Source organism: Streptomyces sp. KL116D (assembly GCF_030766975.1).
Lineage (GTDB): Bacteria > Actinomycetota > Actinomycetes > Streptomycetales > Streptomycetaceae > Streptomyces > Streptomyces longispororuber_A.
The window spans coordinates 70,948-96,774 of sequence record NZ_JASERH010000095.1; the positions used below are offsets into that span (position 1 = coordinate 70,948).

Here is a 25,827-nt window from a genome sequence, read left to right on the forward strand (position 1 = left end):
CGCACGAAGGCCGGGCAGAGCATGGCGCACGACCGACACCGGACGGCCTGAGGCGGCGCGGTCGCCGAGGCCCTGGGGCTGCGGGGCGCTCCGTACCGGTTCGCGCTCCTCGTCTCCGCCGTGACCGCCGTGGCCGGCTGCGGGATCGTGGCCGCCGGATTCGCGGGCACCTGGGGCGCCTTCGACGACGTCCGGGACTACGCGGACCGCAACATCGCCGACGAGGACTCCTACGTGGCGTACGCGGACGGCGGCATGGAGCCGTTGCTGAAGGCCGGTGCCGTGGTCGCGTCGGCGCTGCTCCTGCTGGGACTGCTGGTCGTCGCCGTGCTGCACGCCGCGTACGCCGTGGCCGACGCCCGCGCCCGGCGGGGCGAGGGGAACCTGGGCACGCGCGAGCTGTGGCGGCGGACCCGGCGGCGGCTGCCCGCCGCCGTCGCGACGAACGCCCTGACCGGACTGGTCATGGGCGCCGTGGTGCTGGCGGGCCTCATCCTGTTCGCGTGCGTGGACGGGGGCCTGGTGCCCGGTGTGGAGCCCACGCCGCTGCACGGCACCGCGAGCCCGCAGTACGCGCTGCTGGGCTGGGTGCTGCCGATCGCCATCTGGTGCGCGGTGCCGCTGCTGCACTCCCGTCTGTCGCTGGCCACCGCCGAGGCGGTCCTGGAGCACCGCTCCCCGTTCGTGGCGCTGTACCGCTCGTGGGTGCTGACGCGGCGGGCGCGACGGCGCACCGTGGGCACGGGCGCGCTGGCCGGTGCGGCCGCCGTGCTCGTCGTCTGGCTCGGACGGTACGCGGCCGAGCCGCTCTCCCGTCCGGTCGGCCTCGGCATGCTGTGGCTCAGCGACGACAACGTGTGGATGACCGGCGTCCTGGTGCTGATCCTGCCCACCGCGGTGGCCCTTCTGCTGCTGCCTCCGCTGGTCATGCCGCTGACGTGCGCCTCCTCGGCCCGGCTCCACAGGGAGCTGCGGGCCGAGGAGGACGAGGAGGACACGATGCGGGCAGCCGCGACCGCGTGATCAGTCCGCCCGTCGGCTCAGCCGCCCCGGCCACCACGCCACCCGCCCCATGTCGTACACGAGCGCGGGCACGAGCAGGGAGCGGACGACCAGGGTGTCGAGCAGCACGCCGAACGCCACGATGAAGGCGATCTGCACGAGGAACGCCAGCGGGATGACGCCGAGGGCGGCGAACGTGGCCGCCAGCACGACGCCCGCGGAGGTGATCACGCCGCCCGTGGCGACGAGTGCCCGCAGGATGCCGTCCCTGACACCGTGCTGCAGGGATTCCTCGCGGGCCCGGGACATCAGGAAGATGTTGTAGTCGACGCCCAGGGCCACGAGGAAGACGAACCCGTACAGCGGCACGGACGCGTCGGTGCCCGTGAAGCCGAGGACGTGCTCGAAGACGAGCGAGGAGATGCCCAGCGTGGCGAGGAAGTTGAGGGCCACGGTGGCGACCAGGAGCACGGGCAGCAGCACGGAGCGCAGCAGCCCGATCAGGATCAGCAGGATGATGGCGAGGACGACGGGCACGATGAGCGCGCGGTCGCGTTCGGCGGTGTGCTGGGTGTCGTACTGCTGCGCGGTGTAGCCGCCGACGAGGGTGTCGGCGCCGTCGATCGGGTGCAGCGCCGTGCGCAGCCGGGCGACGGTCTCCTTGGCCGCGTCGCTGTCCGCCGTGTCCCGCAGCGTGACGTCGATCCTGACCCTGCCGTCCACGACGCGGGCCGGGCCGTCGCCCGGTCGGCCGCTCTCGGTGACGGGGACCGCGTCGGCCACGCCCTTCACCTGTGCCGCCCGGCTGGTCACGGCCTTCTCGTGGGCCGCGTCGGCGATGACGACGGCCGGATTGCCGGAGCCGCCGGGGAAGTGCTCGGCGAGGGTGGCCTGTGCGGCGACGGACGGCGCGTCGTTGACGAAGATCTCGTCGAGCGGGACGCCCTTCGAGCTGAGGCCAGGGGCGAACGCGGCGCAGGCCAGGAGGCCGACCAGGGCGACGGCCCAGATCTTGCGCGGCGCCTTCTCCACGGCGCGGGCGACGCGGCGCCACACGCCGTGGCCGCCGCCCGCCGCTTCCGCGGGACGGGGGCGGGCCGGCCAGTACGCGGCGTTGCCGAGCAGCACCAGGACGGCGGGCAGGAACGTGAGGGTGCTGAGCACGGCGCACACGATGCCGATGGCGCCGACGGGACCGAGGGCCCGGTTGTTGGTGAGGTCGCTGAGCAGCAGCGCGAGGAGCCCGAGGGCGACGGTCGCGGCGCTGGCCACGACGGCTCCCGCGGACCGCCGCAGGGCCGCCCTCGCCGCCGCGAACCGGTCCGCGCCGCCCGCGAGTTCCTCGCGGAACCGGGCGGTGAGCAGGAGTGCGTAGTCGGTGGCCGCGCCGATCACCAGGATCGAGAGGATGCCCTGCACCTGTCCGTCGACGCGGACGACGTCGTGGTCGGCGAGGACGTACACGACGGCGCAGGCGACACCGAGGGCGAAGACGGCGCTGATGATGATCACGAAGGGCAGCAGCACGCTGCGGTAGACGAGCAGCAGGATCACCAGAACGGTGATCAGGGCCACGCCGAGCAGCAGTCCGTCGATGCCCGCGAAGGCGCCGGAGAGATCCGCCTGGCTGGCGGCGGGGCCCGCCACGGCGGCCGTGGCGCCGCCGAGCGCGGCGGCCTTCTTCTCCACCCGGTCGAGTGTCGGGGCGAGCTCGTCACCGAGGTCGGGCCGGAGTTGGACCACTCCTTGGAGCGCCTTCTTGTCGTCCGAGGGAATGGCCGGGGACACCTGGCCCACGACGCCCGGCGTGTCGCGCAAAGTGGCCAGCAGTCGGGTGGCCTCGGCCTGTTGGGCGGCGGTGAGGGGGCCGGCGTCGTCGGCGGTCCAGACGACGATCGCCGGGAGCGTCTCGTCCTGCTGGAAGGCGCGCTGCGCCTCGATCACCCGGGTCGACTCCGCGCTGCGGGGCAGGAAGGCGGCCTGGTCGTTGGTCGCCACCTCGCCGAGCCGTCCGGCGTACGGGCCGAGCGTGCCGCCGACGGCGAGCCAGACGATGAGCAGGAGAAGAGGCACCAGCCAGCGGGTGCCTCGTGCGGGGCGGGACATGGGGCTCCAGAGGTGAGGAGTCACGGCAGGACGGAGTCAGGAAGGGTCGGGGTCGGGGCAGATCGGAGTCGGCCCCAGAAGACTCAATGAGAAAGTATCTCAATGATTGAGTTATATCGCGGCGCGATCGACCGGGGCACAGAGGGTCCGCGAACAAGGGGATCTCCCGTGCCGAGCCGCTCGTACCCCTGCTTCCGCCCGACCCCGCCCCGCGGATGCGCCCGGTCCGGATTTCAGACGCGCGGGGTGCGGATCGTCGCGAGTTCCCCGTTGAGCGCGCCCAGGAACCTCAGCACCACGGCCAGTTCGTCCTCGCTGAAGGCACCGCGCACGTGCTCCGTGGCCTCGGCCAGGGGCTGGAAGTAGGTCCGGGCCGCGGCCTGGGCGCCGGGCACGTAGTGGAGGTGGACCACGCGCCGGTCACTGCTCTCGCGCACCCGGCTGATGTGCCCCGCGCGCTCCAGCCGGTCCACGCAGGCGCTCACCGCGCCGGACGTCAGGCCGAGGTGGTCGCGCAGCCGGCTCGGCGTGAGGGGTTCCTCCGCGTCGAGGATGGCGGCGAGCGCCTGGACGTCGGTGGTGTGCAGTTCCTGCCCGGCGGCGAAACCGTGCACGAGACGGTTCATCTCCCCGTTCATGCGCCGCAGTTGGACGGCGAGCGCGCGCAGGTCCGGATGGGGCACGGGCGCGGCGCCGCCGCTCCTGTCCGTGTGCTCCGTGGTCTTGTCGTCGTCCGGTTCGGCCCTGTTCACCGGACCACCCTATAGGCGGGTCACCGGCGCCGCGGGCTCAGCCGAACTCGTCGAACGGAGTGACGCGGCGGTAGGCGGACCGGGCGTGCAGCAGGCGCCCGATGGCGGTGCCCGCGACGGTGGCGAGCAGCAGGCAGGCCATCCATCCGGGGTCGCGGTGCCCGGCCCAGGAGAGCTCGCCGGTCGGTTCGGTGCCGAGGACGTTCAGGCACACCCAGCACAGGGCGGCGGTCCCCGGGGCGGCCACGAAGCGGCCCCGCAGGCCGAGGGCCGCGGCGAGCAGCGAGAGCGTCATGAGGGCGAGACCCGTGCGGTCGAGCACGCCCAGGACGTCGAGGAGTGCGACCAGCACGAACGCGCTCCCGTAGGCGACCGTCCAGGTCAGGGGCGTCGCCCACGGCTCAGGGACCTGCCGGGCGCCACGACCGATCAAGCGCCACTCCACCATCTCCGACTCCCTCCCGCGCACCGCGCGCCCCGGGCGTCGGCCCGCCCCGCGTCCGTCCGCCCCGGCGAAGAACGCTACCCCGCCGGGGTGGAGGGCTCGGAGACACCCCTGACGGTGGGGGCCGGCGGTCGCGCACGGTCATCAGCACCGGCGGGGCGCGGGCCACCGGGGCCCGGCGTCACTCCGACGAGTGACGGGAGGCGGGCGCCGACAGCAGCGCGTTCAGTTCGCCGAAGTCGACGGCGTCCGCGAGCGGGGCGTAGCCGCCGGTGCCGAGCAGTTCCTGCGCGGCCCGGCGGGCGGCCGTGTACGCGGCCTGGGCGACGCCCGACCCGAGGCTGACCCGGGCGACACCGACGGCTCCGAACTCGGCGACCGACGGAGCGCCGGGTCCCACCATGACGTTCAGGGGCACGGGGATCCCGGCCGCCAGCGCGGCGACGGTGTCGAGGTCGGTGACGCCGGGGACGAAGATGCCGTCCGCGCCCGCCTCGACGTACCGGTGGGCCCGCTCCAGGGTCTCCTTGAGGCGGGTCCCGTCCTCCCCGAGCCCGAACAGGTACGTGTCGATCCGGGCGTTGAGGAACAGGTCGTCGCCGACAGCGTCGCGGGCCGCCGCGAGACGGGCGGCGAGGTCGGCCGGGGGCCGGGTGCCGTCCTCGATGTTGACCCCGGCCGCGCCCGCCGCGACGACCTGGCGGACCGTCTCGGCCACGTCGTCCGGTCCGTCGCCGTAGCCGGTCTCGATGTCGGCCGTGACCGGGACCGTGACGGCCGCCGCGATCCGGGCGATCGCCGCCACGGCCTCGTCGCGGGTGAGCGCGTCGCCGTCCGGGCGGCCGAGGGACCAGGCCACTCCGGCGCTGGTCGTGGCGATCGCGGGCGCCCCCGCCGACTCGACGACCAGGGCGCTCGCGACGTCCCAGGCGTTGGCGAGGGCGAGGGGCCGGTCGGAGGTGTGCAGGGCGCGGAAGGCGTGGACGGAGTCCTGCTGCGTGGTCGTCATGGGCGAAGTCAAACAGCTCCCGGGCGCCCCCGGCTGGCGAGAATCCGACATCCACGTCCGGCCGCCCGCGCCGCGGGATGCGCGTGGCTGCACGGGGAATTCGAACCGCGGCTGCGGCCTTCTACTTCGACGCCTGCGGATTCCGGCCGACCGAGGCGGGGCCGGCCCACCGGTCGGACCCGGCGGGGTGCCCCTGGCCGCCCCCGCCTTCCTTACTGCCGAGTACGATCGCGGGCGCACGTTCCCGTGCGCGTGTCCCCGCCCGCATCCGAAGCAGTGGAGTGCCCCGTGCCCGCATCCAGCCGGATCCAAGTCGGTACCGTCGTCGACGACTTCACGCTGCCCGACGAGACGGGTACGCCCCGGTCGCTGTCGTCGCTGCTCGCCGAAGGCCCGGTCGTCGTCTTCTTCTATCCGGCGGCGATGACGCCCGGCTGCACCGCCGAGGCCTGTCACTTCCGGGACCTGGCCGCCGAGTTCGCCGCGGTGGGCGCCCGACCGGTGGGGATCAGCTCGGACGCCGTCGAGAAGCAGCGCGAGTTCGCCGGGCAGCACACGCTCGGCTTCCCGCTGCTGTCCGACCCGGAGGGCGAGGTGCGCGGCCGGTTCGGGGTGGCCCGCGGGTTCGGTCCGCTGCCGACCAAGCGGGCCACCTTCGTCATCGGGACCGACCGGCGCGTCCTCGAAGTGGTGCGCTCCGAGTTCCGGATGAGCGCGCACGCGGACCGCGCCCTGGCGGCGCTGCGGGCAGCGGCCGAGTAGCGCCGAAGAGCACCGCGGACCTGCGCGCTACCGCCTGCTGCGCACCAGCAGGTACACGAAGTACGGCGTGCCGACGACCGCCGTCATCAGTCCCGCGCCGAGCTGGGCCGGGGCGATGACGGTGCGGCCCAGCAGGTCGGAGACGCAGACGAGGGTCGCGCCGAGCAGCATCGCGACGGGCACGACCCGCACGTGCCGACGGCCCACCAGGGCGCGGGCCGCGTGCGGCGCCACCAGCCCGACGAAGCCGATCGTGCCCGCGGCGGCCACCGCGGTGGCGCTGAGCAGCACGCTCAGGACGAGGAAGCCGAGGCGTCCGCGGCCGAGGTCGAGACCGAGCAGGCGCGGGGTGTCCTCGTCGAGGGAGACGAGGTCGAGTTCCCTGCGCCGGACCACGGTCACGACGGTCGCCACGACCAGCGCCACGGCGACCGGCAGCAGGTCGGGGGCGGTCCTCCCGTACGTCGAACCCGACAGCCAGATCAGGGCCTTGGTGGCACTGAACCGGTCGGTGAGCACGATCAGCAGGCTGATCAGCGCCGTCGTGCCGGCGGCGACGCCGACACCGACGAGGACGAGCCGGCTCTGCCGGAAGCCGCCCTTCGCGGCGAGCCCGAAGACGACGGCGGCGCTGACGGCGGCGCCCGCGAAGGCCGCCGCCGCGATGCTCCAGGACCCGGCGCCGGGCGCGGAGGTGACGAGCAGGACCGCGCCGAGCGCGGCGCCGCCGGAGACTCCGAGGACGCCGGGTTCGGCGAGCGGGTTGCGGGTCACCGACTGCACGAGCGTGCCGGACAGGGCCAGTGCCGCGCCCGCGCAGAGCGCGGCGAGCACGCGGGGCACCCGGGTGTCGAGGACGAACGTGACGGCCTGACCCGCCTGTCCGCGCGCCCAGTTCACGACGTCGCCCAGGAGCAGGGTGCTGTCGCCGATGAGGACCGCGCCGATCGTGGCGCCGATCAGCGCCGCCACCAGGACCACGACGGTGACCGTGAACGCCGTACGGCTCGGGATGCGCAGCCGGTCCGGCGCGGCCGCGGCGTCGCTGTCGCGCATGCGCACGGCCATGACGACGAGGAAGACGGCGCCGACCGCGCTGGTGATGATGCCCGTGGGCACGGTGACCGCGGTCTCGGCCGAGGTGACCGCGCGCAGCAGCACGTCGGAGCCGAGGACGAGGGCGGCGCCGACCAGGCCCGCGACGGGGATGCGCGTCCGGTGCCGGACGAGCGGTCGCACCCGGCGGGCGAGCGGCCGGACGAGGGCCGGGGCGCACAGTCCGACGAAGCCGATCGGACCCGCGAGGGTGACCGCGGCGGCGGACAGCAGCGAGGCGAGGACGACGGCGGTGACGCGGGTGCCGCGGACCGGGACGCCGAGACCGCGGGCCGCGTCGTCGCCGAGGCCGAGGGCGTCGACGCGGCGGGCGAGCAGCACGAGTCCGCCGAGGGCGGCGAGCACGACGGGCGCCATGCGCACGACGCCGTCGAAGCCGTTCTGGCTGATGCTGCCCTGGGCCCACTGGTAGAGCCCGTCGGTGGATTCGGGGAACAGCAGGAGCAATGCCTCGGTGACGGCGTTGAGTCCGAGGGCGAGCGCGCTGCCCGCCAGCACGAGCCGGACGCCGCCGGCGCCGCGGCCGGCGAGGGTGAGCACGACGGCCGCGGCGGCGAGCCCGCCGACGAACGCGACCGTGGAGGACGCGAGCAGCGGCAGGGTGGCGCCGGTGACGGTGAGGATGCCGAGGGCGAGGTACGAACCGGCGTTGACGGCGAGGGTGTCCGGTGAGGCGAGCACGTTGCGGCTCACCGCCTGGAGCGCCGCGCCGGCCGCGCCGAGCGCGAGGCCGACCAGGATCCCGGCGACCATGCGGGGCAGCCGGGAGGCGACGAGGACGGAGGAGTCGCCCGCCTCGGCCTGTCCGGTGAGGGCCTTCCACACCTGGCTCGCGCCGACGGATGCGGTGCCCTGGGTGATGTCGACGACGGCGAGCACGGCGACGAGGAGGACGAGCCCGGCCGTCACCGCGACGGCGCCCGACGAGGTCGCGGCCGTACGCTCGGGCGTGACGGTGGGGGTTGCGGTGACGGCCATGGCTGCTACTTCGTCAGGGCGCCGACGAGGGCGTCGATGTACTGCTCCATCGACTTCGGACCGCCGAACATCCAGATGCCGTCGGGCAGCCGGTGGACGTCCCCGGCCTTCACGAACGGCAGCGACTTCCAGACGGAGTTGCCGGCGAGGTCCTTGGTGAAGACGTCGCCCTCCGACTTGTTGCCGATGTAGGCGAACTGCGTCGTGTCGCCGAGCCCGGTGAGGCCCTCGACGTCGGTGGTGGCGAGGCCGTAGTCCTTGTCGCCCTTGATCTTCCAGGCGTTCTTCAGGCCGAGGTCCTCGTTGACGGCGCCCACCTGGGAGCCGCTCGTGTAGGCGCGCACGGAGACCTGGTTGGAGGCCGCGTAGCCGTCGGCGAAGGCGATCGACGCGCCGTCGAGCCCGGCGTCCTTCAGGGCCTTCTTGCCCTCGGCGACCTTGGCCTCGTAGGACTTCTCGGCGGCCTTCGCCGCGTCCTCCTTGCCGGTCGCCTTCGCGATGAGGTCGAGCGTGTCCGTCATCCGGCCGATCTGGTCGGCGGCGTCGGCGGACCTGACCTGGAGGACCGGGGCGATCTTCTTCATCTGCTTGACCGCGGACGCCGACAGGTCGGTGGTCGCGACGATCAGGTCGGGGGTGAGTCCGGCGATGGTGTCCATGCTGGGCTCGCCGCGGGTGCCGATGTCCTTGGGCGAGTTGGTGAGCGGGGCGGCCTTGTCCCACGTCGTGTAGCCCTTGACGTCGGCGACGCCCACGGGGTCGACGCCGAGGGTGACGAGGGACTCCACGACGTTCCACTCGGTGCCGACGACCTTGGTGGCCGGGCGGTCGAGGCGCACCTTCGCGCCGTTCGCGTCGGTGAGGGTGATCTTCTGGGACTTGCTGTCGGCGGCCGGCTTCGCGGGCTCGGAGGAGCCGCAGCCGGACAGGAGGAGGGCCGCGGCGGTGCCTGCGGCGGCGGTGAGGAGGGCGGCGCTTCTCATGAGGTGCTGTGGAGCCTTTCGCTTCTGCTGTGGTGGCGGCCTATCGCGCGCGTGCGCAGCCGGCCGGTGAGGGGGTCGGTGTCGATGTCGATGCGGATGCCGTACGTCTCGGAGAGGCGTTCGGGCTCCAGCACGTCCTCGGGGGTGCCGTCGGCGATGATGCGGCCGGAGCGCAGCAGGGCGATCCGGTCGGCGACGGCGGCCGCCTGGTCGAGGTCGTGCAGGACGACGCCGACGGCGATGCCGCCGTCGTCCGCCAGGTCCCGCATCAGGTCGAGGAGTTCGACCTGGTAGCGCAGGTCGAGGTAGGTGGTCGGTTCGTCGAGGAGCAGCACGCCCGTCTGCTGGGCGAGGCAGCTCGCGAGCCACACGCGCTGCAACTGTCCGCCGGAGAGCTGGTCGACGCCGCGGTCGGCGAGGGCGTCCACGCCGGTCAGGGCGAGCACGCGGTTCACGACGGCGGTGCCGTCCGGGTCCGTCTGTCCCCAGCGGCCTCGGTACGGGTAGCGGCCGAACTCGACGACGTCGCGCACGGTGAGTCCGGCCGGGGTGGGCCGGGACTGCGTCAGGAGCGCGACGCGGCGGGCGAACTGACGAGCGGTGAGGTCGAAGCCGTCGGCGGCGTCGGCCGTTCCCGGGTCGAGGGTCAGGGTGCCGCGGCGGGCCCCCTGAAGCCGCGCGACGGTGCGCAGCAAGGTCGACTTGCCGCTGCCGTTCGGGCCGACGAGGGCGGTCACTTCACCGGGCTTGAGGACGAGGGCCGCGTCGTGGACGACGTCGACTCCGTCGTACGACACGGTCACGTGCTCGGCCGACAGTTCGTGACCGCGCGGACGTGGGGCGCTGCCTGCGCGTTCACCAGTTCTCACGGCGTGAAGGTTAGCCTAACCTAACCGGATCGGGAAGCAGGGGGTCCCCGTGCCGTCCGGACAGCCGGGGGCACCCGTCCGCCGGTCGCCCCAACACCCCCGTCCCGTATGCCGGTTGAGCCCCTCCCCCGCCCCTCATAAGGTGATCCACTCCGTACGCGTGCGCGTCCTGGGAGGGATGAGATGAGACTGCCCCGCTCCACCGCCGGGTGGACCATGGCGATCTTCGGTGTGCTGGCGATCGTCATGGGGGTGGTGGGACTGACCACCCCGGAGACCCTCCTGAAGAGCCTCGGCTTCGAGGTGCTCGGCGCCGGGAGCCGGGCCGACGGCGACTACACGACGACGTTCGTCACGGCGTCGTCGATGGCGTCGTTCAACATGGGCGTCTACTACCTGGTCGCGGTCCACCACGAGTGGCGCGCGTTCTACCGGTTCACGACCGTCTTCCGCCTGGTCACGTTCGTGGTCTTCAGCTCGCTCGTGGTGGCGGGGCAGGCGCCGGGGAGGTTCTTCGGCGTGGCGGCCTGGGAGGGACTCGGGGCGGCGGCGACCGGGGCGGCGCTGTGGTGGGACCGCAGGAGGGCGACCGACTGACCGGCGGCCGGCGGCCGGCCCGCGCGGCCTTCGACGAGACCGCCCCGACATCTTGTTTCACCGTACATCTAGATGCATGATGCAGCTCGTCAGCCGCGCACCCGTGGGGAGCGGGCACCCGACGTCGTGGAAGAAGCACACATGAGTGCACCTCACGCCAGGACCGCTAGTCCGTTCCGCCAGCCCAAGGCCGTCTGGGCCGTCGCGTTCGCCTGCGTCATCTCCTTCATGGGCATCGGCCTCGTCGACCCGATCCTGCCGGCGCTGGCCGACAGTCTGCACGCCACGCCCAGCCAGGTGTCCCTGCTGTTCAGCAGCTACCTCATCGTCACCGCGGTGGCGATGCTGTTCGTGGGCTGGTTCTCCAGCCGCTTCGGCGCGAAGCGCACCTTGGTCGTCGGACTGACGGTCATCGTCGTCTTCGCGGCCCTGGCCGGCACCACCGACTCCATCGACGGCATCGTCGGGTTCCGGGCGGGCTGGGGCCTGGGCAACGCGCTGTTCATCGCCACGTCCCTGGCCGTCATCGTCGCCTCGGCCAGCGGCGGCTTCGGCGGCGCGATCATCCTGTACGAGACCGCGCTCGGCCTCGGCATCGCCGTGGGGCCGCTGCTGGGCGGCGAGTTGGGGGCGGTCAGCTGGCGCGGACCGTTCTTCGGCGTCGCCGCCCTGATGGCGATCGCCCTGGCCGCCACCCTCGCGTTCGTCCCCGACCTGCCCCGGCCCGAACGCGTCACGTCCCCGCTCGCGCCGCTCAGGGCGCTGCGCCACCGCGGCCTGCTGACCATGGGCGTCATGGCGCTGCTCTACAACTGGGGCTTCTTCACGATGCTGGGCTACGCCCCGTACCCGATGGAGCTCAGCGCCCACCGGCTCGGCCTGGTCTTCACCGGATGGGGCCTGCTCGTCGCCGCGTTCAGCGTCTTCTTCGCCCCGCGCCTGCAGGCCCGCTACGGCACCGCGCCCGTCCTGTACGCCAATCTCCTCGGCCTCGGCGTCGTGATGGCGGTGATCGCGGCGGGCGTCGCCACCCCGACCGTGGTGATCGTGGCGGTCGTCGTCAGCGGCGCCTTCATCGGCATCAACAACACCCTCACCACGCAGGCCGTGATGCTGGTGTCGCCGGTGGAACGGCCGGTGGCCTCGTCCGCGTACGGCTTCCTGCGGTTCATCGGCGGCGGCCTCGCCCCGTACGTCGCGGGCAGGCTGGCCGACGCCACCGACCTCAGCGTGCCCTTCTACCTGGGCGCCGCCACCTTCCTGCTCGCGATACCGGTCCTGGCCAGCGGACACCGCCTGCTGCGCGCGGCCGAGTCGGGCAGCACGGAGAGCGAACCCGTCCTGCCCTCCTTCACCCCGGTCGGCGGGCCGGCCGCGGGAAGCGCCGCCCCGGTGGTCGTCGCGGTCGGCGCGCACGACCGGGCGGCCGCCATCGTCGACGCCGCCGCACAACTCGCCCGGGACACCCACAGCCCCTTGGAGGTCGTCCACGTCGAGCAGACCGCGGTGGTCGAGGAGCAGGCCGTCGACACGGCGGAGCTCGGCCGGGGCCGCGCGGCCGTCGTCGCCCACCTGGACCGGCTCGCCGCTCAGGGCATCGCCGCCACGGGGCAGATCCTGACCAGCGTCGGCGACCACGCCGCCGCGGGCCGCGCCCTCGCCCGGCACGCCGCGGAGGTGCGGGCCCGGGCCGTGGCCGTCGGGCACTCGCCGCGCGGCCCGCTCGCCCAGTTCGCCGACGGCAGCTTCACCACGGCCCTCACCCGCGCCGCCGGCTGCACGGTCGTCCTGGTCGACACCGAGCGGGCGCCCCGTCGACTCAGCGAGGCGGCCCTCGCCGAGCTGCGCGCCGGGGCCGCGTGACGGCGCCGGTGCGGGCGCGGTCAGCACCCTGAGCAGGTGTGACCCCGCACACCCTGCCACCTGCTCTTTTGCCTCTCAGGCAACGCATTCACCTGAGACTTCAACATTCTGTTTATGATCGTCGGGCCCTGCCACGTCCTGCCCGGAGCCCGCATGACCACGCCCCCTTCCGCCGCCACCCCCCGACCGCATCCCCTGCACGCCCTGCGGGCCACCGTCTTCGCGATCGGTGCCCTGTCGCTGCTGGTGGCGGTCGGCGTCCTGCTGCACCAGCCCCTGCTGATCCCCCCGCTGGCCGCCAGCGCCGCCCTGGTGCACGGCGCGCCCGGGCTGCCGATCTCCCAGCCCCGCAACCTGGTCGGCGGTCAGCTGCTGTCCGCCGCCATCGGCTTCGGCACGCTGGCGGTCACCGGGAGCAACGGATGGGGCGCGGCCGTCGCGGCCGGGCTCTCCCTGGGCGCGATGATGCTCACCCACCTCTCGCACTCCCCCGCCGCGGCCACGGCGGCGATCGTGGTGCTGCAGGCCCCGCACCCGGTCCCGTTCCTGCCGCTGCTGGCGCTGGCGACCACGCTGCTGGTCGCGATGGGACTGCTGCCGGGCCGGATCGGCGGCCATCCGGTCCGCTACCCGCTGTCCTGGTGACCCCCTTGCGGATGCGCCGACCGCCGTCGGGTTGATAACGTTCTTGGACCTTCCGCGTGAATCGAGGAGCCGAACATGGCGGGTGACGACGACATCTCCGGGTGAGACCCGGTTCTGACAGGCCGACGGCCGATGCTTGTGAGCATCGCCGGAGCGGTCCCGTCGTCGTCCCCTCTTCCTGTTCGTCCCGTCCGGGCCGTGGCCTGCGCCCGCCCGGTTCTCACCCGAGGTTCTTCTCGTGTCCGACGCTTCCGTCATCTGCTCGAACCTGTCCTTCTCCTGGCCCGACGACACCCCGGTCTTCGACGGCCTCTCCTTCACCGTGCCCGCCGGCCGCACGGGGCTGGTCGCACCCAACGGGTCCGGCAAGAGCACCCTGCTCAAGCTGATCGCGGGCGAGCTCCAGCCCACCGGCGGCTCGGTCACCGTGCTCGGCACGCTCGCCCACCTCCCGCAGAGCCTCCCCCTCACCAGCGGCCTCACCGTGGCCGAAGTGCTCGGCGTCGCCGACGTCGTCCGGGCCATCGACGCCGTCGAGTCCGGAGACGTCGCCGAGGAGCACTTCACCGTGATCGGCGACGACTGGGACATCGAGGAGCGCACCCGCGCCCAGCTCGACGGACTCGGCCTGGACGGGCTCGAACTCGACCGCGGTCTCGACACCCTCAGCGGTGGCCAGATCGTCTCGCTCGGCCTCGCCGCCCAGCTGCTCAAGCGACCCGACGTGCTGCTGCTCGACGAGCCGACCAACAACCTCGACCTGGACGCCCGGCACAAGCTCTACGACGTGCTGGAGCACTGGAACGGCTGTCTGCTGCTCGTCAGCCACGACCGGGCCCTGCTCGACCGCATGGACCGCATCGCCGAGCTCGGCGCCGGTGAACTGCGGTTCTTCGGAGGCGACTTCACGGCCTACGAGGAAGCGGTCCGGGCGGAGCAGGAGGTCGCCGAGAAGAACGTGCGCAACGCCGAGCAGGAGGTCAAGCGCGAGAAGCGGGAGCTGCAGCAGGCCAGGGAGCGCGCCGAGCGCCGCGCGAGCAACGCCGCCCGCAACCTCAAGAGCGCCGGTCTGCCCCGGATCTTCGCGGGCAACATGAAGCGCGGCGCCCAGGAGTCCGCCGGCCGGTCCGGCCAGATGCACGCGGCGCGCGTCGACGACGCCAGGGCCCGCCTGGACGAGGCCGGCCGGGCGCTTCGCGACGAGCAGCGCCTCACCCTCGACCTGCCGGACACCAAGGTCCCGGCGGGCCGCACCCTCTTCCTCGGCGAACACCTGCGGGTGCGCGGCCTGTTCGCCGACGAGGGCGTCGACCTGTCCGTACGCGGCCCCGAGCGCATCGCGCTCACCGGCCCCAACGGCGCGGGGAAGACGACCCTGCTGCGCCTGGTCCACGGTGACCTGCCCGCCGACGCCGGCGAGATCAGGCGGGCCGACGGCCGCGTCGCCTATCTCTCGCAGCGCCTCGACCTCCTCGACCCCGCGCTCAGCGTCGCCGAGAACTTCGCCGCGTTCGCCCCGCACCGGCCGGAGTCGGAGCGGATGAACCTGCTGGCCCGGTTCCTGTTCCGGGGCGCGCGGGCCCATCTGCCCGTGGGGGTGCTGTCCGGCGGCGAGCTGCTGCGGGCCACGCTCGCCTGCGTGCTGTGCGCCGAACCAGCACCGCACCTGCTGCTCCTCGACGAGCCGACGAACAACCTGGACCTGGTCAGCGTCGGCCAGCTGGAGAGCGCGCTCGCCTCCTACATGGGCGCGTTCCTGGTCGTCAGCCACGATGAGCGTTTCCTGCAGCGGATCGGCGTCGACCGGTGGCTGCGGCTCGCCGACGGCCGGCTCACCGACGCGGCCGCGCCGGAGGAGGACCACGATGCCTGAGCCCGCCCTGCTCGCCCACGACCTGGTCCGCGTCCTCGGCGACCGGCGGGTCCTCGACGGGGTGTCGCTCACCGCGTCCCCGGGCCGCCGCATCGGCCTGATCGGCGAGAACGGTGTCGGCAAGTCGACACTGCTGCGCCTGCTCGCGGGCGTGGACGCCCCTGACTCCGGCAGCGTCGTCCGCCCCGCGGACCTCGGTTTCCTGCACCAGGAGATGCCGTACGAGGCCACGCAGACGGTCGCGGACGTGCTGGCCGACGCGCTGCGCGAGCCCCGCGCCGAGCTCGCCGAGCTGGAGCGGCTCGGCGACCTCCTGTCCCGCACCCCGCAGGAGGCCGACGGGTACGGCGAGTTGCTCGACAGCTACGGGCAGCGCCTCGACCGGGCGCAGGAGCACGAGGTGTGGGACGCCGACCGGCGGGCCGCGCTCGTGCTCGCCGGGCTCGGCCTGGGCGCGGTGCCGCACGACCGGCCGCTGGGTTCGCTGTCCGGCGGACAGCGCGGACGTCTGGCGCTGGCCGCGCTGCTGGTCCGCCGCCCCTCGGCCATGCTCCTCGACGAGCCCACGAACCACCTCGACGACGAGGCGGCCCGGTTCGTGGAGGAGGAGATGCGGGCCCTGCCCGGCGCCGTCGTGGTCGCCAGTCACGACCGCGCCTTCCTCGACGCGGTGTGCACGGACGTCCTCGACCTCGATCCCGCGGTGGACGGCCCCGTACGGTACGGCGGCAACTACAGCGCCTACCAGGCCGAGCGGCGGGCGGCGCGGGAGCGGTGGGAGCGGCGGTACGCCGAGGAGCAGGAGGAGCTGGCGGCGCTGCGGCAGTCGGCGGGAGTGACCGCCCGGCTCGTCGCGCCCGACCGGGGGCCGCGCGACAGCGAGAAGATGGGCTACGGCGTCCGCGCCAACCGGGTGCAGAGCCAGATCGCGCGCCGGGTGCGCAACGCCAACCGGCGGCTCGACGAGCTGGAGCGCGGCCAGGTCGCCGCGCCGCCCCGGCCGCTGCGGTTCCGCCGGGACCGGCTCGTGACGGCGCCCGAGCCCGGCGCCGACCGGGACGGCCCCCTCCTGGCGCTGCGCGAGGTGCGCGTGCCGGGGCGCCTGACGGTCGACCTGCTGGACGTGACGGCCACGGACCGGCTGCTCGTCACGGGCCCCAACGGCAGTGGGAAGTCGACCCTGTTGGCCGTTCTCGCCGGGCGGATCGCGCCGTCCGGCGAGGTGCGGCGACGGCCCGGCGTCACCGTGGGGCTGCTCGCGCAGGACTCCGATTTCCCGCACCCGGAGCGCACCGTCCGGTCCACGTACACGCGGGCGCTCGGCTTCGAGCGGGCCGAGGCGGTGCCGCTGGCCTCCCTCGGTCTGCTGTCCGACGCCGAACTGGGCCGACCGGTCGGGCAGTTGTCGGTGGGTCAGCGGCGCCGTCTCGCGCTCGCGCTGCTGCTGGCCGACCCGCCGGAGCTGCTGCTGCTCGACGAGCCGACCAACCACCTGTCGCCGCTGCTGTGCGACGAGTTGGAGGACGCGATGGGGGCGGGTCCCGGTGCGATCGTGGTGGCCGGGCACGACCGGCGGATGCGCGAGCGCTGGCAGGGCCGGGAGGTGCGGCTCACGGCCGGCGCGCCCGTCCGGTGACGGCGTGGGCTACCAGCGGTTGCGGTGCACGACCTCGGCGACGGGCCGGCGCCGCACCGGGCCGAACCGGCCGAGCGGCCGGCCGACCGGGATCGCGGCGAACGTCCGCATGTCGTCGGGGATGCCGAGGGCGGCCTTCCACTCGTCCTCCAGCATCAGGTGCCAGATGGTGATGTTGGCGGCCAGCCCGAGGCCGCGTGCCGCGAGCAGGAGGTTCTGCACTCCGGGGTAGACGCAGGACCCCTCGGCGAGCGCGGCGAACCGTTCCTGGCCGCCGGCCAGGGCGGCCGTCGCGACGGGGCCGAGCGCCTCGGCCGACGCCCGCAGGCCCTCCTCCTCCAGGCGCGGCGCGGGGAACCGGTAGCAGGGGATGATCAGCGCCGGGGTCTGCGCGAAGTGGTCGCGCTGGTACTCGATGGTGGCGACCATCCGGCCGTACGCCGCCTCGTCCATGCCGTCCGGCGCGTACTTGCCGGTGGTGGCGAGGTAGGCGTCGACGCAGCGCCGCCACAGCGGGGCGAGCTCGGCCATGACGGCGGGGTCGGTGACGACGACGTACTCGTAACACTGCATGTTGCCGCCGCTGGGGCCCCACACGGCCGCCTGGACGAGCTGGTCGATCAGCTCGTCGGACAGCGGTTCGGGGCTCAGGCGGCGCATCGCCCGCATGGTGGCCATCGTCGAGAAGAGCGCCGGCTCGGCGGAGAGCTCGGCGGAGAGCTCGGCGGACTCGCTGTCGGTGATCGCTTCAGTCATGATCGCGAGTGTAGGAAGCGGGTGGACCTTGGGGAAGTCCCTTCCGTTCCACGGCACTTGGCCCGTGGGCGCGCCGCGTGTCCGACGGTGCCGATTCGCGCCAACCGACCGCACTTTTCACGCATCCTTCGATCCGCAACGCCGAGTTAACCCACCGATCACCTTTGCACAGTTAATCTGCTCCTTGACCTTCGGTTGACCAACCGTTGGAATTCTCTTGGCAGATCGGCGACGAGGAGGGGCGCGCATGTTTCGAGGTGAGACGCGTCGCGCGGCGGTGGCCCTGATGGTCACCCTCCTTCTGGCCCTGCCCCTCTTCGTCACCGCGGACTCGTTCACTCCCGCACACACGTCCGATCGCATCGGTGTCGCGGCGGTCGGTGCCGAGCGGCTCTGCCCCGGCGAGCGCACGCCACCCGCGGAGCCGGTCGACGCGCTCCGCACCCGGGACCGGCAGCGGACCGCCGGCAGTGCCGCGCACGCCCCGATCCCCGCCCTCGCTCCGGGAGTTCGGCAGTCCGCCGCCCTCCCGCCCGCCGTGAGCGCGGGAGTTGAGCACGCCCGTCCTGCCAGATCGCTTCCCGGTCTCACAGCGGCGGCCCTCCAGGTCTTCCGCTGCTGACAGCGCCAGAGCAGTCGCACCTGTCCTGCACGCCCGACGCGCCCCCACTGCGCGCCAGGAGGAATCACCACGCCATGCAGCCCCTCATCGACAACGCCCGTACGTTCGGACAACGCCCTGAGGAGTTCGCCGGGCTCGCCGACGGCCAGTCCCCGCAGGTTCTCTTCATCACCTGCTCCGACTCCCGCGTCGTGCCCGCCCTGATCACGGGCGCCCGCCCCGGAGAGCTCTTCGAGCTCCGCACCGCGGGCAACATCGTGCCCGCCTACCCGACCGGCCGCCCCAGCGGGGAGGCCGCCACCATCGAATACGCCGTGGAGGTGCTCGAAGTCCAGGACATCGTCGTGTGCGGCCACTCGCACTGCGGGGCGATCGGCGCGCTGGTGCGCGGCGACGACCTCGACGCCGTGCCCGCCGTGCGGGACTGGCTCGCCCACGCCGCGGGCGAGACCGCGGCCGACGACACGACCGATCCGACGGTCGCCGCAGCGGTGCAGCAGCACGTGCTCGCCCAGCTCCTGCGGCTGCGCTCCTACCCGTGCGTGGAGCGCCGGCTCGCCGACGGCCGGGTCAGGCTGCGCGGCTGGTACTACGAGGTGCACACCGGCGGCGTGCGTGAACACCGCGTCGCCACCGACGCGTTCGAGGCCCTGTGAGCGCCGCCATGACCAAACACCCTCATCTCAAGCAGGACTTCACCGCTTCACTCGTCGTCTTCCTGGTCGCGCTGCCCTTGTGCGTGGGCGTCGCCGTGGCCTCCGGCGTGCCCGCCGAACTCGGGCTCGTCACCGGCATCGTGGGCGGCATCGTCACCGGCCTGATGCGCGGCAGCAGCCTCCAGGTCTCGGGGCCGGCCGCCGGTCTCACCGTCCTGGTCTACGAGGCGGTCCAGGAGTTCGGTCTGCCGGTGCTCGGTGTCGTGGTGCTCGCCACCGGCCTGCTGCAGATCGGCATGGGCGCGCTGAAACTGGGCCGCTACTTCCGGGCCATCTCGGTCTCGGTCGTCGAGGGCATGCTGGCCGGCATCGGCCTGGTGCTCATCGCGGGCCAGTTGTACGCGGCCCTCGGCGCGCGGGCCCCGGAGTCGGGGCTCGGCAAGCTGGCCGGGCTGCCCGGGGCGCTGATCGACTCGCTGGGCAGCACGCGCTCGCTCGTCTCGCTGGCGCTCGCGGCCGGCACCGTCGCCGTCCTCGTGCTGTGGAAGCACCTGCCGCGGCGGGTCCGGGTCGTGCCGGGGCCGCTGGCCGCGGTCGGCCTGGCCACGCTCGTCGCCGTCGTGTGCGACGCGCCGGTCGCCACCGTCGAGGTGAGCGGTCTGCTCGGGTCCGTCCAGCCGCCGTCCCTGGACGCCTTCGGCGAACTCGCCAGCGTGGGCCTCATCGGCACGATCGTGGCGTTCACGCTGATCGCGTCCGCCGAGTCGCTGTTCAGCGCGGCGGCCGTGGACCGGATGCACGACGGGCCGCGGACCGCGTACGACAAGGAGCTCGTCGCGCAGGGCGCGGGCAACGCGGTGTGCGGAGTGCTCGGCGCGCTGCCGATGACCGCGGTGATCGTGCGCAGCGCGGCCAACGTCCAGGCGGGCGCCCGCACGAAGGCGTCGCGGGTGCTGCACGGCGTCTGGCTGCTGCTGTTCGCGGCGCTGCTGCCCGGCGCGCTCGCCTTCATCCCGATACCGGCGCTGGCGGGCGTACTGGTGCACGCCGGCGGCAAGTTGATCCCGGTACGGGCACTCGTCCAGCTGTGGCGCGAGCACCGGGGCGAGGCGCTGGTCCTCGTGGTGACCGCGGTGTCGATCGTCGCGGTCAGCATGTTCGAGGGCGTGCTGATCGGCGTGGCCCTGTCCGTCGCCAAGACGGCGTGGGACGCCTCGCACGTGAAGCTGGAGGTCATAGACAAGGGCGCGGGACCGGTGCAGGCGTACCTGTCGGGCAACGCGACGTTCCTGCGACTGCCGAAGATCCTCGACAGCCTGGAGGCCCTGCCCCACGACCGTCCGGTCGAACTGGACCTGTCGGGTCTGCACCACCTCGATCACGCGTGCCGTACGGCGCTGGAGAGCTGGGCGCAGCGGCACAGCTCCGCCGAGACGGAACCGGTGAAGGTCACGTCGGCCTGATCGTGTTCCGGCCCGACCGCCCTGCGCCTCCAGGGCGGTCGGGCTCCGGCACGTCCGGACCCGCAGGTCACACACTCACCCGACTCACCCCACTCACGACACTCACGACACGAGGCGCAGGTGCCTGGCGCAGCGGCCCACCCTTACGGTCTGCCCCCACGTCAGCTCCAGGGCGTCGCTCTCCATGCCGTCCCCGAAGGCGACCAGGCTCTCCGACTCGACGGTCAGGCTCAGCCGCTCCCCCGCCGCGAGTTCGCCTCCGCTGAGCGAGGTCCCGGTGACCGGTGACGGCCAGGCCTCGCGGACGAACCAGAGCAGCCGGTCGTCGGTCGGCCCGGGCAGCCGTCCCGCCCCGCCACGCTCCTGCCACACGGACCGGATCCAGCCGGTCGCGCCCGTGCCTGTGCCGACGAGCACGCCGGAGGACGCCTGGGCCTCGACGGCACCCCCGTCGTCGTCGAGGCCCAGGCGGTAGCGGGCGGTCCGGTGACCGGCGGCGCCGAGGTAGATCTCGTTCAGGGCGACGAGGCACTGCGCGTCGTCGGTGACGGCCTCGACCATGGTGAGTTCGTCCACCCCGGCGCCCGGGGCGAGCGTGGCGGGCAGCAGCCGGGCCGCGTCGCCGGGGCGGTGCCGGACGAGGACGCCCGGGTTGCGCCCGGGGTCGGTGTCGATGCCGACCACCGGCTGCTCGCCCACGTACTGGGCCACGTTGGCGACGAGCCCGTCCTGCCCGACCACGACGACCACGTCCTGCTCCGCGAAGAGGAACCGGTCCAGGTCGGCCCGCTCGACCTGGGCCCGGCGCCACGCCAGCGGGACCGCCGCGGACACCTCGGCCAGGGCCTGGCGGGCCCGGTGATGGCGCTCGGCGACCTCGTCGATCGCCCGGCCGTGCGAGGCGAGGAAGAACGCGGCCTGGCCGTGCGTGCCGTGCCGGGCGACCAACTCCTCGTACTCCGTGGTCCGGTGCACCAGGACGGCGCGCGGCGCCAGGCTCACTCCGGGCGCCCTTCGGTGCCGCCCAGCTTCGCGAGGAGGCCGGTGAGCACGTCGGGCGTGACGGTCACGCTGTCGATGCGCGGCAGGTTCTCGGCGAGCCGGGTTCCGGTCAGGGCGCGCAGCGTGGCCACGTCGACGTCGTCGTGCACGCGCAGCCAGGCCGCCTGCGCCTCGGCGCGGGCCCGGCCGAGCTCCTGGGCGACTTCGGCCTCGGCGCGGGCCAGCCGCACGGCGCGGTCGGCCTCGGCCTGGGCGAGACGTTCGGTGCGCTGCGCCTCGGCGTCGGCGATGCGGACGGTGCGGTCGGCCTCGGCGCGGGCGCGCACGGCGTCGGCGGCCGCCTTCTCCTCGGCCTCGCGGCGGCTGTTGGCGCCGCGCTGCTCGACCAGTTGCTCCTCCCGGCGGGCGAGTTCGATCTGGCTGGCCAACTCGTTCTCGGCGATGGTCCGTTCGCGTTCGACGGCGACCGCGCGGCGCTCGTAGGTCGCCCGGTCCGCCTCCTGCTGGATGCGCTCCCGGGCCGGGGTGCGCAGGGCCCGCTCCACCTCGGGCTCCGGGCGCAGCGCCATCACGCGGACGGCCACCACCTCGATGCCGGTGGCGGGCAGCCGGGGTTCGGCGCCGAGTCCCGCCGCGACCCGCTCCCGCACGGCGGGCACGCCGTCGACGAGGGCCTCGGCGAGCGTGGTCCGCGCGAGCACGTCGAGGGCGTGCTGCTGGGCGGATTCCGTGAGGAGCGTGGCCAGTTGCTCCAGCGGGGAGCCGCGCCAGACGCCGGTGTCGGGGTCCACGGAGAAGTCGAGGTGCTCGGCGGCGACGGCGGGGTCCCCGATCCGGTACGTGAGGGTCGCCTGCACCGACACGTCCTGGAAGTCGGCGGTGCGGGCGTGGAACGTCATGGCCAACTCCCGGTCGTCCACCGGGACTTCGGAGAGCGAGGCGACGAGCGGCCGGAACCAGAAGCTGAGTCCCGGACCGTCGTGCGCGAGCCGGCCGGAGCGGTGGTGCCGGACGTGCGCCGTGGGCGTGGCCCGCAGATGGCGCCAGCCGAGGCGCCGGGTGATGTCGGCCATGACGAGATCCCCTCGTTAGAGTCAACATGACTCTAAAGCCGAGGGGTGATTGTCGTCAAGCGGACGATAAAAGGTCGGGTCAGTCGTCGACGACGGCCGCGACGCCCTCCACCTCAACGAGCTGGTCGTGGTACCCGAGCACCGTGACGCCCATCAGGGTGCTCGGCACGTCGTGGTCGCCGAAGGCGTCCCTGACCACCTGCCAGGCCGTGACGAGATCCTGCTGCCGGGTCGAGGCGACCAGGACGCGGGTGCTCACGACGTCCTCGAGCGTCGCGCCGGCCGCGGCGAGCGCCACCCGCATGTTGGCCACGCACTTGGCCGCCTGGCCCGCGTAGTCCCCGACGGCGGCGGTCGACCCGTCCTCCTCCAACGGGCAGGAACCCGCGAGGAAGACGAGCCGGGCGTCGGCGGGGGCCGTGGCCGCGTACGCGTACTCGGCCACGTCGGACAGGGCGTCGGAGCGGATCAGGGTGATGGCACGGGCCACTGTTCGAGGTTCCCTTCGGGCGGCTGACCAGGGGCGTGAAGCCCGGTCATGCTGCCACAGGGACCGCGCCCGCCTCCGCTCATTTTCCGCTCACCGCAGGACGGGCAGGGACGCGCAGTTGTTCGTCGCCGGTTTGCCGGCCAGCCGGTCGGTGAGCCAGTTCACCGCGTCACCCTGGTCGGTCAGGAGCGGCCCGAAGTGGTTGATCAGGGCGCGCCCCACGTCGGGCAGGACCACCGGCTTGTACGAGACCTGGCCGCCGAGGCCGCACCAGTCGACGGCCAACTGACGCGCCTGCCCGTGCGGCACCAGGTTGTCCGCGACGCCGGTGGCGACCCGGACCGGGCCGGCCGGCTTCAGCTTCCCGATCCGCTGCTGGGCCAGGAACTCCTGGAGCTTCGGCTCGGCCTGGATGATCTGCTCCAGGCTCTTGCCGTCCGTGGTCCAGGACGAGCTCTTGCGCGACGTGTACGCGATGATCGCGTCGCCGACGCACATGGTGGACAGGTCCTTGAGCGCGGCCCGCCCCTTGTCATTGAGGTGGGCGTCGGCGATCGGCCGCAGTTCGGGGTCGGACTGGAGGAACCCGTTGAGGGACCAGCCGAGCGCGCCCACCAGGTCCGTGCCGTCGATCGCCTTGGTCGTCGCCGTGAGGTCGGCCGGGGGCGCGCCCGCGTACGTGCCGGAGAGCCGGACGTCGGGGGCGTACGTCGGCTGGAGTTCGGCGGCCGCGGCGGTGGCGCCGCCGCCCTGGCTGTAGCCGAAGAGGCCGACCGGCGATTCCGTGGTCACGCTCGCGCCGCGCAGGGAGCGGGTCGCGCGCACGGCGTCGAGGACCGCGTGCGCCTCGTCGAGGCGGTTGACGTAGGTGTGCAGCCGGTCGGTGGCGCCGAGGCCGATGTAGTCGGTGACCACGACCGCGACCCCCTTGGCGAGGAGCCGGTAGATCGCCAGGTCCTCGTAACCGACGGACACCGTCTGCCCGTTGAGCCGGATCGGGTGCTCCAGGCCGAGCGAGGCGGCGCACTGGTCGCCCTGGCCCTGGGTGCCGGGGGCCAGCGCGACGAGCGGCCGGGGACCCGTGCCGCGCCACGTCGCGGACGGTTCGATGTACGCGCCGGTGGCGGCGGCCGGGGCGCCGGTGGAGTCCGTCGTCCGGTACATCACGCGGGTCGCGGTGCCGGGCAGCGGGCCGTGCAGGGTGGGCAGGCTCAGCGCGAGCGGCAGCGGTTCGCTGCGGATGAGGGCGCCCTCGGTGGCGGGCAGTTCGGCGGGCGGGTCGTAGAACGCCGGGATCGTGACACCGCGCGAGACCTCGTTCGCCGAGACGTCCGTGGCGTCCGCGGCATCGGTGTGCGCGGCGCCGGTCGCCGCGGCGGCGGGCAGGGCCTGGGCGCCGAGACAGGCCGCGACGGTGACGGCGGCGGCCAGCAGACGGGTGGGGGCGGGCATGGCGGACCTCCTGAGTGCGGGCGGCGGACCGGGGTCCGTGCCGGGCGGCAGACGGCCAGGAAGCGGGCAGGCCGACGAGGCGCGCGGACGGTCGTCCCACCGCCCCCACGCGTCGCGGGGACGCTACCGACCTTGCCGTTACCGCGGGTAGCACTCAGGAGGTTACGGTTCAGTAACTTACGGGATCCGCCGGACCGTTCAGGCGTTGACGTCGAACGGCACGCCGGACGGCAGCGCGGCGGCGAGGTGGCTCGCGAACGTCGAGTCCTTGAGCCCGAACGTGGCACTGCCGAAGTCGTAGGCGCTCAGCTTGTCGCGCAGGCCCGCCGGATAGCCGTTCCAGCCGACGAGCGCGGGGAACTGCCAGGTGCCGCGGTGGTTCTCCGGCGGCTCGTCGTTGGCGTTGGCCGGCCGGAAGCAGTGGGTGCTGATGCCGTCCTTGTGGTACACGATCTTGGGGTGGGTGCCGTCCCAGCGGATCTGGTCCCGGGAGTAGATGTTGAAGTCCCCGTGGGCGGAGGTGGAGACGTACTGGGCCTGGCCGTCCTTCACCCAGACCACGACGTGCTCCCAGTCGTTGCGGTGACCGCCGAGGCCGCTGCCCGCCACGGCCTGGTCCTTCTCGAAGTAGAGGCCGTAGATGACGGCGCACCAGCCGTTGTTGCACTTGCTGCGCGCGTAGCCGTTGGTGTTGGCGAGGTCCGAGGCGTCCCGGCACTGCCCGTTCAGGGCGCCGCTCGGCGCGAGACCGCCGTTGACGGTGCCGTCCGGGCCGATGGCGGGCGTCGGGTAGCAGCCGTCGGTGTCGTAGTCGTACGCCGGCTGGAAGGTCTGCTCCGTGCCGTCGGCGTTCGCGGGCAGCGCGGCCGGCGGGGCGGCGAGCGCGGTGCCCGCGAACGCGATGACCAGGGCGACGGCGCCGCCGGTGGCCAGGGACGCTCTGCGGAGCGTGCGGAGCGGCTTCGTCGTGCGGGTCGGCTTCGGCTTCACGATGCTCTCCTGATCGCTGTGGGGGGTGCGGCATGAATGTCATGCCCCCGTCAGTGATAGGAGACGCATGTGACGTGTCGGCCCGTGTCGGGTGACGCGCCCGTGAAGCGGCGGCCACAGTCACCGACTCCGGCCGCCACCACGGTGGTTGGGGCCGCGAGGGCCCCCGCGGTCAGCCCGTCGCGCGGCCCGGCCGGACCTCGATGCTCAGCGCCCGCACGAAGGCGTCCTCCGTCTCCGCGCTGAAGAACCCCGAGATGCCGCGCAGGAGTTGGAGCGCCGTGCGCACCCCGGCGGGCAGCGGCCGCGGCATGGACGCCGTGGGGACGGCGTGCTGGTCGGCCGCCGCGCGCGCGGCCTCCAGGTGGGCGTGGGCCCGGCCCAGGTCGCCGCTGCACGCGTGGCGCACGGCGCAGGTCACGTCGTAGGAGGCGCTGCGGGAGACCTCCAGGAGCGACTGGATGCCGCGGACGGCCCCGTCGTCCGCATGCCGTTCGACCACCGCCCCGTCGTGCACGGCGGCGTCGAGATGTCCCTGGGCCCGATCGAGGATCTTCGCTATGGCGGAGAGCCGCCCCGCCTCCAAGTACGCCTGGTGTGCCATGCCGAGTCCTTTCATCACCCCGTCCGGTGAGCCTGTGCCTTCAGCGTTATCACCGGCTCTCACCCGGCGCGAACCCCGTCGAG

General features: G+C 73.6%; 24 protein-coding genes. 10 read left to right on the forward strand and 14 right to left on the reverse strand.

The window, feature by feature from the left end; all coding sequences use genetic code 11:
* Nucleotides 1-120: 120 nt before the first annotated feature.
* On the forward strand, nucleotides 121-1,023 hold the full coding sequence (locus tag RBJ77_RS37860) for a hypothetical protein (protein WP_372349088.1): 903 nt from the start codon (nucleotides 121-123) through the stop codon (nucleotides 1,021-1,023).
* Here RBJ77_RS37860 and RBJ77_RS37865 read toward each other — a convergent pair whose 3' ends face one another.
* The 4 genes from RBJ77_RS37865 to RBJ77_RS37880 form a co-directional block, all read right to left on the reverse strand.
* A complete protein-coding gene (locus RBJ77_RS37865; protein WP_372349089.1) occupies nucleotides 1,024-3,108 on the reverse strand; it encodes an MMPL family transporter in 2,085 nt (694 codons plus the stop codon).
* 233 nt (nucleotides 3,109-3,341) lie between these two features.
* Nucleotides 3,342-3,791: a MarR family winged helix-turn-helix transcriptional regulator gene (locus RBJ77_RS37870; protein ID WP_372349275.1), complete on the reverse strand. Its 450-nt coding sequence runs from the start codon at nucleotides 3,789-3,791 to the stop codon at nucleotides 3,342-3,344.
* A gap of 106 nt (nucleotides 3,792-3,897) precedes the next feature.
* Complete coding sequence (locus tag RBJ77_RS37875) at nucleotides 3,898-4,308, reverse strand: hypothetical protein (RefSeq protein WP_255976553.1); 411 nt, start codon at nucleotides 4,306-4,308, stop codon at nucleotides 3,898-3,900.
* Nucleotides 4,309-4,486: 178 nt separating this feature from the next.
* On the reverse strand, nucleotides 4,487-5,314 hold the full coding sequence (locus tag RBJ77_RS37880) for an isocitrate lyase/phosphoenolpyruvate mutase family protein (RefSeq protein ID WP_372349090.1): 828 nt from the start codon (nucleotides 5,312-5,314) through the stop codon (nucleotides 4,487-4,489).
* A 288-nt stretch (nucleotides 5,315-5,602) separates the two neighbouring features.
* Here RBJ77_RS37880 and RBJ77_RS37885 point away from each other — a divergent pair, with 288 nt between their 5' ends.
* Complete coding sequence (locus RBJ77_RS37885) at nucleotides 5,603-6,076, forward strand: peroxiredoxin (protein WP_372349091.1); 474 nt, start codon at nucleotides 5,603-5,605, stop codon at nucleotides 6,074-6,076.
* Nucleotides 6,077-6,103: 27 nt separating this feature from the next.
* Here RBJ77_RS37885 and RBJ77_RS37890 read toward each other — a convergent pair whose 3' ends face one another.
* From RBJ77_RS37890 to RBJ77_RS37900, 3 genes are read right to left on the reverse strand one after another with little or no spacing between them, the layout of a single operon-like run.
* Entirely contained in the window at nucleotides 6,104-8,170 is a 2,067-nt protein-coding gene (locus tag RBJ77_RS37890) for an iron ABC transporter permease (protein WP_372349092.1), read from the reverse strand.
* Nucleotides 8,171-8,175: 5 nt separating this feature from the next.
* Complete coding sequence (locus RBJ77_RS37895; protein WP_372349093.1) at nucleotides 8,176-9,153, reverse strand: ABC transporter substrate-binding protein; 978 nt, start codon at nucleotides 9,151-9,153, stop codon at nucleotides 8,176-8,178.
* Nucleotides 9,150-9,956: an ABC transporter ATP-binding protein gene (locus RBJ77_RS37900; RefSeq protein WP_372349276.1), complete on the reverse strand. Its 807-nt coding sequence runs from the start codon at nucleotides 9,954-9,956 to the stop codon at nucleotides 9,150-9,152. Before RBJ77_RS37900 ends, RBJ77_RS37895 begins: the two co-directional genes overlap by 4 nt.
* A 249-nt stretch (nucleotides 9,957-10,205) precedes the next feature.
* Here RBJ77_RS37900 and RBJ77_RS37905 point away from each other — a divergent pair, with 249 nt between their 5' ends.
* From RBJ77_RS37905 to RBJ77_RS37925, 5 genes are all read left to right on the forward strand, one after another.
* A complete protein-coding gene (locus RBJ77_RS37905; RefSeq protein WP_372349094.1) occupies nucleotides 10,206-10,619 on the forward strand; it encodes a hypothetical protein in 414 nt (137 codons plus the stop codon).
* A 141-nt stretch (nucleotides 10,620-10,760) separates the two neighbouring features.
* Nucleotides 10,761-12,482, forward strand: coding sequence for an MFS transporter (locus RBJ77_RS37910; RefSeq protein WP_372349095.1), 1,722 nt, complete (start codon nucleotides 10,761-10,763; stop codon nucleotides 12,480-12,482).
* Between the two features lie 153 nt (nucleotides 12,483-12,635).
* Nucleotides 12,636-13,127 (forward strand): HPP family protein, encoded by a 492-nt coding sequence (locus RBJ77_RS37915; protein ID WP_372349096.1) that lies wholly within the window; start codon nucleotides 12,636-12,638, stop codon nucleotides 13,125-13,127.
* A 238-nt stretch (nucleotides 13,128-13,365) separates the two neighbouring features.
* A complete protein-coding gene (locus RBJ77_RS37920; RefSeq protein ID WP_372349097.1) occupies nucleotides 13,366-15,000 on the forward strand; it encodes an ABC-F family ATP-binding cassette domain-containing protein in 1,635 nt (544 codons plus the stop codon).
* A complete protein-coding gene (locus RBJ77_RS37925; RefSeq protein ID WP_372349098.1) occupies nucleotides 14,993-16,636 on the forward strand; it encodes an ABC-F family ATP-binding cassette domain-containing protein in 1,644 nt (547 codons plus the stop codon). Before RBJ77_RS37920 ends, RBJ77_RS37925 begins: the two co-directional genes overlap by 8 nt.
* 9 nt (nucleotides 16,637-16,645) lie before the next feature.
* Here the strand turns inward: RBJ77_RS37925 and RBJ77_RS37930 are convergent, their stop codons facing one another.
* A complete protein-coding gene (locus tag RBJ77_RS37930; RefSeq protein WP_372349099.1) occupies nucleotides 16,646-17,392 on the reverse strand; it encodes a nitroreductase family protein in 747 nt (248 codons plus the stop codon).
* 247 nt (nucleotides 17,393-17,639) lie between these two features.
* Between RBJ77_RS37930 and RBJ77_RS37935 the strand changes: the two genes are divergently transcribed.
* The 3 genes from RBJ77_RS37935 to RBJ77_RS37945 all read left to right on the forward strand — a co-directional run bounded on the left by RBJ77_RS37935 (nucleotide 17,640) and on the right by RBJ77_RS37945 (nucleotide 20,133).
* Nucleotides 17,640-18,014: a hypothetical protein gene (locus tag RBJ77_RS37935; protein WP_372349100.1), complete on the forward strand. Its 375-nt coding sequence runs from the start codon at nucleotides 17,640-17,642 to the stop codon at nucleotides 18,012-18,014.
* Between the two features lie 74 nt (nucleotides 18,015-18,088).
* A complete protein-coding gene (locus RBJ77_RS37940) occupies nucleotides 18,089-18,670 on the forward strand; it encodes a carbonic anhydrase (RefSeq protein WP_372349101.1) in 582 nt (193 codons plus the stop codon).
* 8 nt (nucleotides 18,671-18,678) lie between these two features.
* Complete coding sequence (locus tag RBJ77_RS37945) at nucleotides 18,679-20,133, forward strand: SulP family inorganic anion transporter (RefSeq protein ID WP_372349102.1); 1,455 nt, start codon at nucleotides 18,679-18,681, stop codon at nucleotides 20,131-20,133.
* Between the two features lie 102 nt (nucleotides 20,134-20,235).
* On the opposite strand, the gene RBJ77_RS37950 is transcribed toward RBJ77_RS37945, so the two are convergent.
* The 6 genes from RBJ77_RS37950 to RBJ77_RS37975 form a co-directional block, all read right to left on the reverse strand.
* Complete coding sequence (locus RBJ77_RS37950) at nucleotides 20,236-21,135, reverse strand: hypothetical protein (protein WP_372349103.1); 900 nt, start codon at nucleotides 21,133-21,135, stop codon at nucleotides 20,236-20,238.
* The gene (locus RBJ77_RS37955; protein ID WP_372349104.1) at nucleotides 21,132-22,208 is read right to left on the reverse strand and encodes an SPFH domain-containing protein; all 1,077 of its coding nucleotides are present in this window, start codon (nucleotides 22,206-22,208) and stop codon (nucleotides 21,132-21,134) included. Before RBJ77_RS37955 ends, RBJ77_RS37950 begins: the two co-directional genes overlap by 4 nt.
* Before the next feature lie 79 nt (nucleotides 22,209-22,287).
* The gene (locus RBJ77_RS37960) at nucleotides 22,288-22,698 is read right to left on the reverse strand and encodes a RidA family protein (RefSeq protein WP_372349105.1); all 411 of its coding nucleotides are present in this window, start codon (nucleotides 22,696-22,698) and stop codon (nucleotides 22,288-22,290) included.
* 90 nt (nucleotides 22,699-22,788) lie between these two features.
* Nucleotides 22,789-24,150, reverse strand: a complete 1,362-nt coding sequence (locus tag RBJ77_RS37965; RefSeq protein WP_372349106.1) for a lipase family protein — start codon at nucleotides 24,148-24,150, stop codon at nucleotides 22,789-22,791.
* Nucleotides 24,151-24,348: 198 nt separating this feature from the next.
* A complete protein-coding gene (locus RBJ77_RS37970) occupies nucleotides 24,349-25,083 on the reverse strand; it encodes an NPP1 family protein (protein WP_305128647.1) in 735 nt (244 codons plus the stop codon).
* Between the two features lie 229 nt (nucleotides 25,084-25,312).
* Nucleotides 25,313-25,744 (reverse strand): hypothetical protein, encoded by a 432-nt coding sequence (locus tag RBJ77_RS37975; protein ID WP_372349107.1) that lies wholly within the window; start codon nucleotides 25,742-25,744, stop codon nucleotides 25,313-25,315.
* Nucleotides 25,745-25,827 lie beyond the last annotated feature (83 nt).

Coding starts and splice junctions, on each gene's coding strand:
- RBJ77_RS37865 (WP_372349089.1), bottom strand. CDS start 3,108: ATGTCCCGCCCCGCACGAGGCACCCGCTGGCTGGTGCCTCTTCTCCTG.
- RBJ77_RS37875 (WP_255976553.1), bottom strand. CDS start 4,308: ATGGTGGAGTGGCGCTTGATCGGTCGTGGCGCCCGGCAGGTCCCTGAG.
- RBJ77_RS37880 (WP_372349090.1), bottom strand. CDS start 5,314: ATGACGACCACGCAGCAGGACTCCGTCCACGCCTTCCGCGCCCTGCAC.
- RBJ77_RS37890 (WP_372349092.1), bottom strand. CDS start 8,170: ATGGCCGTCACCGCAACCCCCACCGTCACGCCCGAGCGTACGGCCGCG.
- RBJ77_RS37895 (WP_372349093.1), bottom strand. CDS start 9,153: ATGAGAAGCGCCGCCCTCCTCACCGCCGCCGCAGGCACCGCCGCGGCC.
- RBJ77_RS37905 (WP_372349094.1), top strand. CDS start 10,206: ATGAGACTGCCCCGCTCCACCGCCGGGTGGACCATGGCGATCTTCGGT.
- RBJ77_RS37910 (WP_372349095.1), top strand. CDS start 10,761: ATGAGTGCACCTCACGCCAGGACCGCTAGTCCGTTCCGCCAGCCCAAG.
- RBJ77_RS37915 (WP_372349096.1), top strand. CDS start 12,636: ATGACCACGCCCCCTTCCGCCGCCACCCCCCGACCGCATCCCCTGCAC.
- RBJ77_RS37925 (WP_372349098.1), top strand. CDS start 14,993: ATGCCTGAGCCCGCCCTGCTCGCCCACGACCTGGTCCGCGTCCTCGGC.
- RBJ77_RS37930 (WP_372349099.1), bottom strand. CDS start 17,392: ATGACTGAAGCGATCACCGACAGCGAGTCCGCCGAGCTCTCCGCCGAG.
- RBJ77_RS37935 (WP_372349100.1), top strand. CDS start 17,640: ATGTTTCGAGGTGAGACGCGTCGCGCGGCGGTGGCCCTGATGGTCACC.
- RBJ77_RS37940 (WP_372349101.1), top strand. CDS start 18,089: ATGCAGCCCCTCATCGACAACGCCCGTACGTTCGGACAACGCCCTGAG.
- RBJ77_RS37945 (WP_372349102.1), top strand. CDS start 18,679: ATGACCAAACACCCTCATCTCAAGCAGGACTTCACCGCTTCACTCGTC.
- RBJ77_RS37955 (WP_372349104.1), bottom strand. CDS start 22,208: ATGGCCGACATCACCCGGCGCCTCGGCTGGCGCCATCTGCGGGCCACG.
- RBJ77_RS37965 (WP_372349106.1), bottom strand. CDS start 24,150: ATGCCCGCCCCCACCCGTCTGCTGGCCGCCGCCGTCACCGTCGCGGCC.
- RBJ77_RS37975 (WP_372349107.1), bottom strand. CDS start 25,744: ATGGCACACCAGGCGTACTTGGAGGCGGGGCGGCTCTCCGCCATAGCG.